This window comes from Candidatus Marinimicrobia bacterium CG08_land_8_20_14_0_20_45_22, from assembly GCA_002774355.1.
GTDB lineage: Bacteria > Fidelibacterota > UBA2242 > UBA2242 > UBA2242 > 0-14-0-20-45-22.
In genome coordinates this window covers 1-14,300 of the sequence record PEYN01000005.1, presented here as the reverse complement: position 1 = coordinate 14,300, position 14,300 = coordinate 1, and the positions used below count along the sequence as shown (strand labels likewise).

Annotated in this window: 15 protein-coding genes; 14 read left to right on the top strand and 1 reads right to left on the bottom strand. The window is 41.3% G+C overall.

Annotated elements, in window-relative coordinates; translation table 11 throughout:
- Nucleotides 1–170: 170 nt before the first annotated feature.
- The 4 genes from COT43_00395 (at nucleotide 171) to COT43_00380 (ending at nucleotide 2,165) form a co-directional block, all read left to right on the top strand.
- Entirely contained in the window at nucleotides 171–443 is a 273-nt protein-coding gene (locus COT43_00395) for a toxin (GenBank protein ID PIS31118.1), read from the top strand.
- A 4-nt stretch (nucleotides 444–447) separates the two neighbouring features.
- A complete protein-coding gene (locus tag COT43_00390; GenBank protein PIS31117.1) occupies nucleotides 448–720 on the top strand; it encodes an antitoxin in 273 nt (90 codons plus the stop codon).
- A 646-nt stretch (nucleotides 721–1,366) separates the two neighbouring features.
- Nucleotides 1,367–1,726, top strand: a complete 360-nt coding sequence (locus COT43_00385) for a hypothetical protein (protein ID PIS31116.1) — start codon at nucleotides 1,367–1,369, stop codon at nucleotides 1,724–1,726.
- A 223-nt stretch (nucleotides 1,727–1,949) separates the two neighbouring features.
- Complete coding sequence (locus tag COT43_00380) at nucleotides 1,950–2,165, top strand: hypothetical protein (GenBank protein PIS31115.1); 216 nt, start codon at nucleotides 1,950–1,952, stop codon at nucleotides 2,163–2,165.
- 115 nt (nucleotides 2,166–2,280) lie between these two features.
- Here the strand turns inward: COT43_00380 and COT43_00375 are convergent, their stop codons facing one another.
- Nucleotides 2,281–2,820 carry a hypothetical protein gene (locus tag COT43_00375; protein PIS31114.1) on the bottom strand — a complete coding sequence of 180 codons (540 nt, stop codon included), beginning with the start codon at nucleotides 2,818–2,820 and terminating at the stop codon, nucleotides 2,281–2,283.
- A 66-nt stretch (nucleotides 2,821–2,886) separates the two neighbouring features.
- Between COT43_00375 and COT43_00370 the strand changes: the two genes are divergently transcribed.
- The 10 genes from COT43_00370 to COT43_00325 all read left to right on the top strand — a co-directional run.
- Nucleotides 2,887–3,672, top strand: coding sequence for a hypothetical protein (locus COT43_00370; GenBank protein PIS31113.1), 786 nt, complete (start codon nucleotides 2,887–2,889; stop codon nucleotides 3,670–3,672).
- Between the two features lie 44 nt (nucleotides 3,673–3,716).
- Nucleotides 3,717–4,181 carry a GNAT family N-acetyltransferase gene (locus tag COT43_00365; GenBank protein ID PIS31112.1) on the top strand — a complete coding sequence of 155 codons (465 nt, stop codon included), beginning with the start codon at nucleotides 3,717–3,719 and terminating at the stop codon, nucleotides 4,179–4,181.
- A 92-nt stretch (nucleotides 4,182–4,273) separates the two neighbouring features.
- Complete coding sequence (locus COT43_00360) at nucleotides 4,274–6,406, top strand: oligopeptidase B (GenBank protein ID PIS31111.1); 2,133 nt, start codon at nucleotides 4,274–4,276, stop codon at nucleotides 6,404–6,406.
- A 19-nt stretch (nucleotides 6,407–6,425) separates the two neighbouring features.
- The gene (locus COT43_00355) at nucleotides 6,426–6,875 is read left to right on the top strand and encodes a hypothetical protein (protein PIS31110.1); all 450 of its coding nucleotides are present in this window, start codon (nucleotides 6,426–6,428) and stop codon (nucleotides 6,873–6,875) included.
- A complete protein-coding gene (locus COT43_00350) occupies nucleotides 6,859–7,530 on the top strand; it encodes a cytosine deaminase (protein ID PIS31109.1) in 672 nt (223 codons plus the stop codon). The genes COT43_00355 and COT43_00350 overlap by 17 nt, the downstream gene beginning before the upstream one ends.
- Before the next feature lie 17 nt (nucleotides 7,531–7,547).
- Nucleotides 7,548–8,291, top strand: coding sequence for a hypothetical protein (locus tag COT43_00345; GenBank protein PIS31108.1), 744 nt, complete (start codon nucleotides 7,548–7,550; stop codon nucleotides 8,289–8,291).
- 852 nt (nucleotides 8,292–9,143) lie between these two features.
- Nucleotides 9,144–10,715: a hypothetical protein gene (locus COT43_00340; protein ID PIS31107.1), complete on the top strand. Its 1,572-nt coding sequence runs from the start codon at nucleotides 9,144–9,146 to the stop codon at nucleotides 10,713–10,715.
- A gap of 84 nt (nucleotides 10,716–10,799) precedes the next feature.
- On the top strand, nucleotides 10,800–11,432 hold the full coding sequence (locus COT43_00335; GenBank protein PIS31106.1) for a hypothetical protein: 633 nt from the start codon (nucleotides 10,800–10,802) through the stop codon (nucleotides 11,430–11,432).
- Nucleotides 11,408–11,614: a hypothetical protein gene (locus tag COT43_00330; protein ID PIS31105.1), complete on the top strand. Its 207-nt coding sequence runs from the start codon at nucleotides 11,408–11,410 to the stop codon at nucleotides 11,612–11,614. Before COT43_00335 ends, COT43_00330 begins: the two co-directional genes overlap by 25 nt.
- Nucleotides 11,615–11,701: 87 nt before the next feature.
- Nucleotides 11,702–14,300 (top strand): hypothetical protein (locus COT43_00325; protein PIS31104.1); only part of this gene is annotated, 2,599 nt, incomplete at its 3' end.

Sequence of the window (14,300 nt, the reverse complement as noted above, 5' to 3'; positions counted from 1 at the left end):
ACTTACAAACTGCACTTGCGAAAGCAAGTTAAGTGCAGTTTGTTTAATCATTGGCAGTTGTGTTTTACTTGGCTTCCCTGTTATGGGCGGCGGGTTAGGCGCAACGTTAGAGTATAAAATAATCGTAATATCGTACTGACAATGGGCACACATTTTATTAAAATATAGTCATGAAATATTGTGATTGGAATAAAGAAGAAAATCAGTGGTTAAAAAAAGAGAGAAACATCTCTTTTGAAATTATTGTCAGTTGTTTGGAAGAAGGAAAAATGTTGGATATAATTGCTCATACAAATAGTGAGAAATATCCAAATCAGTTTATTTTTATCATAGAGTATGAAAATTATGCATATTTGGTGCCTTTTATTGAGGATGAAGAAAAAGTATTTTTAAAAACAATTATTCCAAGTCGAAAAGCAACTGAAAAATATATAAGGAGATAAAATAATGGAAAAATATTCTGATTATGAAAAAGATATGCTAGAATCCTACGAAAATGATGAATGGCAATCTTCTCCCGATTTGAAAAGTGATAAGAAGAAATACAGTCAAATCGCACGAAATACAATATTAAAGAATAAAAGAATAAATATCAGAATTTCAGAACGTGATTTGACAAAATTAAAATCTAAATCCGTTGAAGAAGGAATGCCTTATCAGACATTGGTATCCAGTATATTGCATAAGTATGTTTCAGGAAAAATTATCGAGCAGAATTGATAAAAACAATTGACTCAAATATAAATAGAAACATGCTCTAACCATTGCATGCGCACCTATCTATAGATATCCGATGAAATCAGGATTTTGGCTTGTCCTGAAATAGGTTGACAAAAAAGATGAGAAAGATGAAATTTCAATCAGGATAAAACCATAAATGAAATAACGCCGCGTCAATTCCATTGACGCACACCAAAACAATTATAAGCCTGTTTGGATTCTTCCGGACGGGCTTTTTTATTTCATGTCCTATCATGTCCTCAGACCTAACGGGAGATGTCAGGACGTTTTCATTTAAGACAAACCGAAACCCGTTTAGCAGAGCGTGGTTAAGCAATAATAGAACCACTAATGAACACGAATAAACGCTAATATTTTTGGAGATATTTGCCATTTGAAATTGAGTACCCCTTTGTGGTTAAACCGGGATAAATGTAACAAGATCCTTCGTCGCTAAAGGTTTTCGTTGTCTTGATCGCTCAGAGATTCTGTTACGGTTATCGCATTTATCATCGGTTCTATAGGCTCCTCAGGATGACAGGTGCTGAAAGAATTGCGTCTCTTTCCATTCATCATTCAAAATTCAACATTCTTTTTATTTCCCATTCTGTCTTAAATTCATTCTGCAAATGAAGGAACATGAACAATGGTCAAGAAAGTAGAAAAACAACCCGCCAAACTCATCGCCGATATGCAAATCATTTTGAACGGATTGAAACAACACCCGGAATTAAACGAGAACCCGACGCTGAATTCCGTTACACTGGAAAATAATTTGAATGCCCTGCGGGAGTCGTTTGAACGGAAGAACTTTGCGGCGGCGGAGGCGCTGTCCGCCACGCAGAATTTCTATCAGAAACGAAAAGCGTCGATGGAGCATTTCAGAAGAATCCGGAGCGGACTGTATGCGCATTTCGGCAAAACAAATCCCGCGCTTGTTGAATTCGGACTCTCCCCACATAAGAATAAATGGCAGACGAAGAAATCCGACAAAGAGATCGGGTAACATGCGCAGTCATCTGTTAAAATGATCAATCCGCCCAACAAACGATTTATCTCTTCTACAAGATTTCGTAAGCAATCCGCAAAATTTAAAAAACCATTTGCAAAAGTTACCAGACGGTTTTCATAAACTATTTTGCCGCTCGATACTTTTCACGGATCGTTTTTCAAAACATTTTTGTCATTTTATCAATTGTTCCAATGACCGGAACGATTGATAAAGTCGATTGGATGTTTTTACGGGTCATTTGAGTAAACTGTTTTGTCGTCCGATCAACTGTTCCAATGACTGGAACAATCGATCAAGTCATCTGGATGTTTACTCAACCGGTTTGGACAATCGGTTAAATCGTTCAGCCGACTATTTAAATGACCTGAACAATCGGTCAAATCGTTTGAACATTTGTCCAAATGACCTGAATAAAGAGATCGCCCGTCGGTAAAGTCAAGGAAACGATGCATCCGGACGGTCGGATCGTCCAAAGAAACAGGGACGCCATGTTAACCAAAAGATTTGGAAGCAAACAACCATCGCGCCCCTGAAAATCAATTGGTCATTTAATCACGACCATTTTTTTTAGTGATTTGCCTGCCTTCCGCTTCTAACCGATAGAAATACATACCGCTCGCGATTTGCCGCACATCGATATGAACGGAATACGCGCCGGGCAATTTCTCTTCGTTGACAGGCGGAAGAATTACTTTCCCCTGCAAATTGTAAACGTCGAGCCTGACGAAAGTCTTCCGGGGAATGGCGTACTCGATCATTGCCGTTGCATTGAACGGATTGGGAAAAGATATACTGAGATTGAAAGCATCAGCGTTTCTCTGCCGATCCTCAAAAATTGTCACGGTTGCCGTTTTATCTTCGTGCTTTTTCTCGATTCCGGAATAACTCACATCGCTGAGCAAATAGGTGTAAGTCATTCCCGGTGCGACGCATTTGTCAATAAATGAATAACGATGCGCTTCCGTCGCCGAGCTATGACCCGACAGGGTTTTATCCGTCAGGTAATCGGCAATTTTGCTCCATGCGCCTTTTCTCCAGGATAAAGCCCAGATTTTCGATCTCGGATTCCGTTGTCCATTTAAACACACATTTATCCATTGTTGATTTACCACTTGATAATTCGTTTTTTCTTAAATAGAATCATGCGAAGATGAATGACAATGAAAACGATCGATAAGATGACTCAGCCTCCCCTTCAACCGACTGCTTCTTCCCTATTGGACTCTTTCCGAACGAGCAACTGGCACATTCACTCCTATTTATCGCCTTGCGCAGACCGATCGATGACGATCCCGAACATTGTTGAAGGATCGGAAGAATTAGGATTGAAGACGATCGCCATTGTAGACCATCACCCGATTCCGCATCAGGATATTTTAAAAAATATCGACATGCACCGGCGTGAGTTGACCGATATAAAAACATCATTGAACATTTCACTGGGCGCAGAACTCTCCGCTTACGATGTCGGAAAATTTGCGGATTCATTACAAGTCAACCGGCAAATTCCCTATCGCCTCTATTCATGTAACCATTATCACCAATCGTTCTGGAAACACCCGGTCAAAAGAACGCCGCGTGGTTATGCGAGTCACATGCTGGCAATTCTTCGCGAATTGATTCCGACGGGACGCGCGGATTGCATCGCTCATCCATTTATCGGTTTCTACATTCCGCATTTATTGCCGGTCTGTCATCAGGTAACCGCCGCGTTGACCGACGATGAACTCGTGGAAATCATGGAACTCGGGAAGAAGTTCAACGTCGCTTGGGAGATCAACGCGAATACGATTTTTTACGATTTCACTTTTGCCCGGCGATACTGGAAAATCGGAAAGGAAATCGGCGTCGAATTCCGGTTTGGCACCGATGCACATCAATTGAGAAATCTCATGAACGATGCGCCGGATTTGCTTTTCAACAGAGACATTCCATCATAATATGAAACTTCCAAAATCTTTTCAGAATAAAACAGGAGAATGAAATGCCCGAGGATTTTCACATCCGTATCGCCGAACCGAAAGACGCCGATGATTTGATCGAGTTCAACATCGCGATGGCTTTAGAAACGGAAAACAAGATTCTGCCGCCGGAAATCATCACCGCCGGCGTTCACAACTTATTCGCCAACCCGCAATACGGATTTTATTTGGTCGCCGAAACGAACGACGAAATCGCCGGTGCGCTAATGGTTACGACCGAATGGAGCGATTGGCGGAATGGTTTGTTCTGGTGGATTCAAAGCGTTTACGTCAAACCGAAGTTTCGTCGGCAGGGCATTTACCGGAAATTGTATGAATTCATCAAAGAACTCGCCGCCGAAAGAATCGATATTTGCGGTTTCCGTCTCTACGTCGAGAAACATAACGTCATCGCTCAAAAAACCTACGAATCGCTGGGAATGACCGAAACATGTTACCGGATGTACGAAGAGTTGCATTCCCGATAAGTCGGTCGTTGTGAATTGCGTTGTCCGCGAGTAAATTTATCCGTTAGAATTGAAAGAAGATAAAACCAATATTTAAACCGAGGATATTTATCATGTTCAATCTTCGCTTCGCCGCCCGCCGATTTCATCCGGCGTATCTGATTCTCGCCTTTGCTCTGTTCTCTGCCTGTTCGCCGAAACAACCCGCAACACCGCCGGTTGCAAAGATCATCCCAAATACGACCGTCATCCATGGCGATACGCTGGTGGACAACTATTACTGGTTGCGCGACAAGACGAATCCGGAAGTCATCAAGTATCTCGAAGACGAAAACGCTTACACAAAATCCGTCATGAAGCATACGGAAAAACTCCAGAAAAAACTGTATAAAGAAATGCTCGGAAGGATTCAGGAAACCGACCTGTCGGTTCCATCCCGGAAGGACGATTATTTTTACTATCAGCGCACCGTCAAAGGCAAACAGTATCCGATTTATTGTCGCAAAAAAGGAAATTTGAACGCCGCCGAAGAGATTCTTCTGGATCAAAACGAACTCGCCAAAGGTCATTCGTATCTTGAAGTCGGCGTCTATAATGTTTCTCCGGATCACCGGATTCTCGCTTATTCCGTCGATGCAAACGGCTCGGAACAGTACGATCTACGCTTCAAAGACCTGGGCACCGGTCGGACGCTTTCTGAAACGATTCCGAATACCTATTACGGCGCTGAATGGGCTAACGACAATAAAACTTTCTTTTACACGACGCTCGACAGCATCGGCCGCCCGTATAGATTATTCCGGCATGAGATCGGAACCGATCCGAAAAACGACGCACTGGTTTTTGAAGAACCCGATGAAGCATTCTATATGAACTTTTTCAAGACGAAAAGCGAGGAATTCCTGATGATCGGACTCGGTTCGATGACAACAACGGAAGTTTATTTTATCCGCGCCGACCAGCCGACTTCCCAACCGACATCGATCGCCAAACGCAAAAGCGGCATCGAATATAATGTCGATCATCATGGCGACTATTTCTACATCATAAGCAACGAAAACGCGCTGAATTTCAAACTGATGCAAGCGCCGATTGCCGCATTCGAGAGAAAAAACTGGAAAGAGGTTATCGCGCATCGTTCCGACGTGAAATTGGAAGGCGTGGACTTTTTCCGAAATTATCAGATCGTTTACGAACGTGAACTCGGACTTGAAAAAATCCTCGTGACGAATCTGGCGGACGGGCAATCTCATTACATCGATTTCCCGGAACCTGTCTATTCCGTTTTCCCGTCCAATAATCCCGAATTCGACACGGAAGTTTTCCGCTTTACTTACATGTCCATGATCACGCCGAAATCTGTTTTCGATTATAATCTCAAAACAAAGACGCGCGAATTGAAGAAACAAGACAAAGTGCTGGGCGAGTTCACTTCGTCCGATTATGTCACCGAACGCATCTTTGCACCGGCGAGTGACGGGAAACAAATTCCCATTTCGCTGGTGTATCAAAAAGGATTGAAAAAAGACGGAACCGCACCGTTGTTCCTCTATGCTTACGGTTCTTACGGCTCATCGACCGATCCCACCTTTTCATCTTCGCGATTAAGTCTATTGAACAGAGGTTTCGTTTACGCCATCGCGCATATTCGCGGCGGCGGCGAGATGGGGCGTCAATGGTATGACGACGGCAAGATGATGAAGAAGAAAAACACGTTCACGGATTTCATCGCCTGCGCCGACTATCTCATCGCTCAGAAATATACAAATAAAGACAAATTGGTCGCTTCAGGAGGAAGCGCCGGCGGTTTGCTGATGGGCGCGATCGTCAACATGCGCCCGGAATTGTTCAAAGCGGTTGTCGTGCATGTCCCGTTTGTCGATGTTATCAACACAATGCTCGATCCGACGATTCCATTGACGGTTATCGAATACGAAGAATGGGGAAATCCGAACATTCTCAAAGAATATAAATATATGAAAACCTATTCGCCGTATGATAACGTCGTGGCAAAAGAGTATCCGAATCTGCTAATTACTGCGGGTCTCAACGATCCGCGCGTTGCATACTGGGAACCGGCAAAGTGGACGGCAAAACTTCGCGCATTGAAAACGGATAATAACCGATTGATCCTGAAAACCGACATGGGAAAAGGACATTTCTCGGCGACCGGACGATACGATTATCTCCGCGATCTCGCCTTTGAATACACATTCGTTTTCGATGTCCTGAACATTCAAAATTGACGATCGGAGAAAAATCATCATGTCGTTTTACGAAGATCGAACCGTTAAATGTCCCGAATGCGGAGTCGAACAAATCGTCCAAATCTGGAATTCGCTGAACGTGAGTCTGAATCCGCACGAAAAGAGCAAACTTTTTGATGGCGAAATTAACCTATTCGTCTGTGAATCATGCGGTCATAAAGCCTACATCCCGGTTTCATTTCTCTATCACGATATGGATCGCAAGTTTTGCGTGCAGTATTTTCCATCAACTTCGATGAAAAAAGCGGAATTTCTGACGCTGTTCAATGCAGACGGCTCGATGAAAATCACTGAAAATGTCGAATTTCCCGTTCCAGATTACATGAAAAATGTTCAGGTCGTGTTCAGCATGGATGAATTAATTCGATATGTCCTTTTCCGTGAAATGCTTGTCGAATATCAACTTAAAACCGAAGATCAGGAGGAAAAAAATGGAAGAAAAGTTTAACCAGCAAACATTACATTTAAAAAAAGACGCCAAATCGACCTCAGCAAGAGTCTGGCTGATCGTGATCTTTTTAGTTTTCACCTTAATTGATTTAGGTATTAAAAATCTCTATCCATTTCTGGCGGTTACGGAACCTTCCGGCGGAAAGACGCTCGTTGTCGAAGGCTGGTTGCCGGATAATGTAATTCAGGAAGTGACGAAAATCTTTCTGGATGGTAAATATGAAAAAATCTACACGACCGGCGGACCGCTTCAGCAAGGTTATTTTTTATCGAAATATAAAACGAATGCAGAACTGGCAAAGGCAACACTGAAAGAAATCGGCTTCGACGAAAAACGCGTAATCGCCGTTCCTTACGCCAAAGCTGACAAAGACAGGACATTTGCCTCGGCAATTGCTTTTAAAGAATATTTGGTCACATCCGACACGACGGTAAAGTCGCTCGACGTTCTTTCGCTCGGACCGCACGCCCGCCGAAGCCAATTACTCTATCAAAAAGCGTTGGGAAAGGATTTTAAGGTCGGGATCATTGCCTCGCATCAGGTTGGATTCACACCGGAAAAATGGTGGAAATCCAGCGACGGCGTCCGGATGGTTTTAGATGAGTCGATTGCTTACATCTATGCGCGTCTCTTTTTCTCGACGAATAAGTGAATTCAGGAGAACTTGAAATGAAGACTTGTACATTTCGCATCCGTTTCCTGCTTGTTGCGGTTTTCATGTTGTACGTTTTCGGCTGTTCGGATGAAGTCGAAAATAACGATGAAAATGAATCGTTGACGGAGATGTATCAGTCTGCGGTCGAGGACGCGATGGTCGCCGAAGCGGACGAGATTTCAGACGATCTGATCGCGATCTTGCCGACGAATACTTATTTATCATGGAAAGAGATCGGCGGCGAATCGTATGTCCTCGTCGCGACGCTGACGAAATACGATTCTTCATATCCCGTCGATAGTTCCGTGACAATGTGGTGGGGCGAAACATGGGTGACTGCCGTTCCCGAACTCAAGGATTGGTTTGCCGATCACCCCAAAGAGCAAACAGATCCGGTTCTCCGATGTGAACAATTACTCGGAATGCCGGATGTTGAAGGAAATTTCTATTTCGCGGAAATCTGGGTCAAACCGGACGATCTTTTCCGACCGACGCCGGATGCGGAAATTACCGATCAAATTGCCGAACTCACATTTCCCGATGGAACAGACGAACTTTACAAGACGTGGTTCAATAACAACATTATCTATTCTTACTATCCCGAACCGACGGAAACCGCCTATCCGTGGACGCGGCTCGGTTACACTTATGATTGGGGAAATTCCGATTCGGAGATCGGACTCAGCGAATTCGTGATCCGTAAGAATGCAAAAGTAGTCGTCGAAGCAGTCGAGACGGTCAGCGAATATATACAGTAAATTCCGTCAGAGACGAAAAGGCTGGACGCAGAAAGACGCTGATTTTAACCACAAAGTCACGAAGATATGAAGAAAAGGTAAAGATAGATAACAACAGACGCTGAATTACGCTGATTTGTTATGAAAGGATTTTGTATTATTTATGTTCCGCATCAGATTTGAGAATCTGACGCAAAGGGGAAAATGTCTGAATCGCTGATTAATCAGATTGCGCTGATTACACTGATTATAGAAAATATGGCTGATAAAAAAAATTCTGTGGAATCCCTAAATCAGCGTAATCTGTGATTCTGACGGTGTTATGAGCGAGGCAAACAAATATTCAGATATTTCATGGATGCCGGGCAGGGTGACGCTCAATCTTAATCTTAACCTTAATTTGTCTTCTCTCATTTCCCCGCACTTTGTGGGGTTCCGTATTAACTTGTCCCGATATTGTTCGGGATTCGTGGTTTATTTCTCCCGCGCAAAATAATTGTTTGATTTAAAGATTCCCTAATGTAAAATGTTTCTGTTTCTTGAATGGGCGATAGTGTCACAGAAGGGACGGACGACCTCCCCGGCATCCATGACCTTCAAAGTGCTTTTTGGAATTTCAAGTTTTTCAGATAGAATCGTGGAGCAATTTATTTATAAAGGTGAAGCGATGTATCGATCTAGTGTCCCGGAAGAAAGAACAATCATTCTTCCCATTCTCAAGTCAGACTTAAACGGTCAATCTGTTTCGGTCTGTAAAAAGTGTCTCTCATTTTCCATGAACAACTCATGCGGGAGAGGTGCGATCCGAACTTTTCCATTTTTCGCTGGTGCATGTCTTAATCAAAACGCGTTCCATAAATACTGAGATTATTAATGAAAAATTTTAAATTAATCGTATGTTTATTCATTTCGGCAGGAGTTCTGTACACTAATGATGCTATTCATTTAGAAAAGGTTGTTAGCATACCTGGATACTACTATGGGGATCAGTTTGGCAGTTCGATAAGCAATATAGGCGATATTAACAACGACGGATTTAATGATCTTGCGGTGACCTGTGGTAGTTACCCGGATTCATCGTATCCGTATCCATGGATTGATAGAGTAGACGTATTCTATGGCGGCTCTCCTTTTGATATCGAGCCAGACATTACTTTATGGGAATATAGGTACATGGGAGCAGTTACATATTTATTCGGCGATATGGATCTTAACGGAGATAGCTATACTGATTATGTTCTATCTAATCTATGGGCTGGTGGTTTAAAAGAGGGCCGTGCCTCGATCTATCTCGGAAGTCCAAGTGGACCAGATTCTATTGCCGATCTTGTACTTTACGGTGAAGGGGCTCGTTATGGTTTTGGTTACTTAGTAACCGGAGATTTAAATGCCGATGGCTATGATGACCTTATAATTACAGCGCCAGATGATTGGTACGCCTCATATGGAAGAGTCTATATTTACCTCGGTGGCGATACGCTCGATGATGAACCGGACTGGTATTATCAAAGTCCTGATGAATTTGCAAACTATGGCAGTACAATTTTATGCGGAGATATGAATAATGACGGTTACGATGACTGGATCGTGAGTACGCAATATGCTCAGTCAGATAAACCTGCCAAACTGTATATTTATTCAGGAGGTGATACTTTATCGACCGAGCCCGCTTTTCAATATGAATCAGAAAATTGGAGCGGTTCAAATACACAATATATATCCGGTTGGAATAACTCTGAATATGGTATACTATTAACTGAGTATTTAAATATTGACGGCAAACAATATTCTTTGCTTATACGTGGTAATAAAGATTTTAACGATATAACAATTGATACACTTGATTTTACTTTTAGCGGTTTTGTGCAAGGTTATTTAAATGATGATGAGAATAAAGATATTCTGGTCGAATCGGGTAACTATAATGACACTTTATACGTTTGTGCCTATTTGAACGGAAATGATTTTACCCAACCCGATACAGTATTATTTCTCGCAGAAGATTCATCAGGAATGTCGTTGAAAGAAACAGTTGATTTAAATGGTGATAGTATCGATGAAGTAATTTTTCTTAGAAGGGTTCCACCACTTGGTGAAACCTTTAATTATATAGATATCTATTCGCAAAAACCATTTCCGGTTATTACTGATAAAATAGAGCATCCAAAGAAATTGAAACCAGACAAAATTTCTTTAAAATTGAATTATCCTAATCCATTTAATGTCAATACGGTTGTTCCATTTGAAATATCTACTTCGGGAAATGTTAAAATCACTGTATATGATCTTTATGGCCGTGAGATTACAATTCTGACTGATCGGTATTATGATTCTGGTAAATATTCTTTACAATGGAATGCAGGTACGATTTCATCAGGAGTTTACTTTATCCAGATGAAATGCGAAAATGCACAATCTGTAATAAAGACGGTTTTGTTGAAATGATAAATGATTTTAACAATAAGATTGTCTGGTAATATTGCCAGGACAGATTAAGTGAATAGCAAATTCAAAAAGTTGGAGGAAATCATGAAAAAAGTGGCCTTCTTGGTTGTTATGTTTTTTTCTGTTCAGATTCTTGTCGGACAAGTAATCCATAGAGTGACTTTCGATTACACAAATCTGACACAAACATCGAAGGGAGAGTGGGCTAGATTTAATTATCCAAAGGCATTGGTTTACACCAGTCCGGGGGAACCTGAGCTACCGGCAATAGTAGTAAACCTGATTATCCCCTCTGGAAAATCTATCTCGAGTGTGGATACTAAAATAACCGACCAAAAACAGATCGGAACATATAAAATTTATCCAACACAATATCCGGAACCCACATCAATCGACTATAAATCTGAATGGGTTTCTCCGAATGAAGAGATATATAATTCATCTGATATTTTTCCGAAAGAGATCGTAAAGATCAATAAAGATGGATATTTCGATGGAGCGACACATATCGTTCAATTATTGGTTACACCAATTCGATATGTTCCCAAAGAGGGTATGGTAACTTTTATTGGTGAAATCAATATCACATTAAACTTTACGGTCGAAAGTAAATCCATTCAGTCTCCGGTATGTCGGAAAAAAAATATCAAAAATATTACGACTCGATTATCAACAGACTTGTGGATAATAAATTGGATATATCTCTTTATCAGGTAAAACCGGCGACCAGTAAGCCGCTCGAAAAAACTTCTAAAATTCAGACAATCCCTGAATTTTATAAATATGTCGTTATCACTAATAATGCATTGAAACCATCCTTTGCCGACTTTGTATCATTGAAAATACGTGAAGGTCTCGACATTGGAATTGTGACTGTCGAAGAAATAATGAGTAGTTAGTCGACAGATTACATATCTGGAATTACAGATACGGCAGGAGCAATTCGCCAATATCTGTCTGATGGTTATTATAGCACGACTAATACAATGTGGGTACTTTTAGGTGGCAATAATAAAGTCATTCCTATTAGATATGGAGCTTCAACGTATGATAATCCGGATTTAAATTCATATCTAATCCTACGGGAAGAGGTCCCATATTATATAATTCCTACTGATCTATATTATGCCGATTTTAATGGCGATTGGAAAGTAGATGATGATTATTATGGATCATATGTTCGCCCGGATAATGCATTTGCTAATTTAGAGGGTAAACCAAGATATGGTGAACCAAATAACGATGATCCAGATTACTACCCCGAGATTTTCATTGGTCGTTTATTAGTATCTTCCGCAGAGGAAATTGATACCTGGACTAAAAAATATTTGAATTATGTACTTTACCCGAATGATGGAAATTTTACTTATCTTGGAAATGCCTTACATACTCAGGCAGATCATATGCAATGGTATTACAATCCTTCTCAAGCAGAACAAATAGATGCTATTACAGAATCGTTTTGGTCAACAACAATTATTGAAGAAGATATAGAGTGGGGTGAAGCTACATATCCTCAGGCCGCTAATGTTATTAATTACATGAATACCAATGATTATGGATTAATATTATTTTCTAACCATGGTGGAGTTGCCGAAATCACTGTAGCATCAGATAGTATGAATGTAAATGAGCCAATGGCTAGTCTAATATCATATTGGCCAGATTTTGGTTGGGATGCTGGATTGGAAGATAATCTCGATATAAAGAACACTCCTTACATTGTTTATTCGAATGCATGTGATATTGCCGGCTATGACTATAATTTTTCGTGGAGTTCGATACTAAAGCACGGTTTTGTCGAGGCTTTTATCGTTGAAGAAAATCTGAATGCCGTCGCGTTTGCTGGAAACACGCGATTTGGATGGGTAGGTTCATCTTTTGACCTTGAAAAAACATTTTTCAATGATGTCGTCGATGACGATGATTTGAATGGTTATCCCTGTAGAAAAATGGGCGTGGGAGTAGCCGCATCGAAAGTGGAAAATTCGAGTTCTTATCTGGATTACTCGAATAATTACTTTGGCGATCCGGAAATGAATATGTGGGTAGGCACTCCATCTCAACTTTTAAGCGCCTCTGTTACCGTTAACAGTAGCAATATAGTCATTAATGCCGGTATTTCTGGCTGTGATATCTGTGTCAGCAGTGGTGATAACGGAAGCAGTTATTATCTGGCTGTTTCCGGTGTGCAAAGTTACACCTTCTCAACTACCGTCCGTCCACTGTATATCACTATAACTAAGCCGAATTACCTTCCCTATACTGCGGTCACCGGCGGTACATTCACCACGGCCGAAACATGGTTCGGGAACCTTCACATGCTAGGAACAGTCTTGGTTACCGGGAGTGGTTCAATCACTATTTTACCCGGAACCAATGTGTTGATGGATGGGTATTATACACTCGGATTTTATAACAACGCCCATCTGATCGCCGAAGGCACGAATCAAAGCCCAATCTTATTCACGTCAACTTCCGGTACTACCCGTCAATCATGGAACCGGTTATATTTCAGAAGCAGTAACAACGTCATGAAATATTGTGAAGTCGAATATGGTGATTGGGCGGTCTGTTACTATGGTTATCCTTCGACCGGTAATATCGTCGAAAACTGTACGCTCCACGATAATGACCAGGGTATTCGTATCGAATACACCGGCTTCGATATTAAAAACTGTGAGATCTACGACAACCGACATAATATCGTCACTATCAATAATCCCCAGGTTGATATTGAAGGTACCAGGATTTATAATGGCGATCGGGATGGAATCTATAGTGTAAGTTCAAACACAGTTAATATCTACGGTAGTGTGATAGAAAATAACGGCATTGGCGGTACATCAACCCGTAATGGCATTTATGCAGGATATAATGACGTTTACAACATTGGATATACATATTCCTGGTCCGGTTACAATACGATTCGCAATAACTACAGCAGTGAAATATATGCGGGCGACATTTCTAATGTCCAGATATTTCAAAATTCAGTCCATGACAATGATGGTTATGAAGTTTACAATTCCCTTTCTGGTAATCCTACGATCTTAGCATGGTTTGACTGGTGGGGTGAAACGCCGGCCAATTCAACTCAATTTTACGGAAACGTAAATTATAATGATGAATTGGAATCTCAACCTTCATGGGAAGGACAGACTTCATCTGGTCAGCTTAGCAAGCCAGTAGCCGTTCCGGCCGACTATCTTAGTCCGGAAGAGCAAATCGTCCATCTCAAAAATCTGATTGCAACCAATTCTAAAACCACTCAGGCAGATTCCGCTTTAGTAGCGTTGTTCTCAATAGTCCGGTCAGATTACATTGACAATCGATATCAGGAGCGGGATGATTTCTATAGTTATTTGTCTAAAATGTATGATTCATATGAAAATTATCCACTTGGGAAACGCGCTCTGCAATATATGATCGTCTGGAAGATGTTGGCAAATGAAAATGAAACTGCGATCAAGTTGTCATTGAAAGCATTGGATTGCATAACCAACCCGGATCGGATGGGTGTAATGGGCAATCTGGTAAATTTATATACCTACTCTAATCAGTACGATCTGTCCGCTGATATTT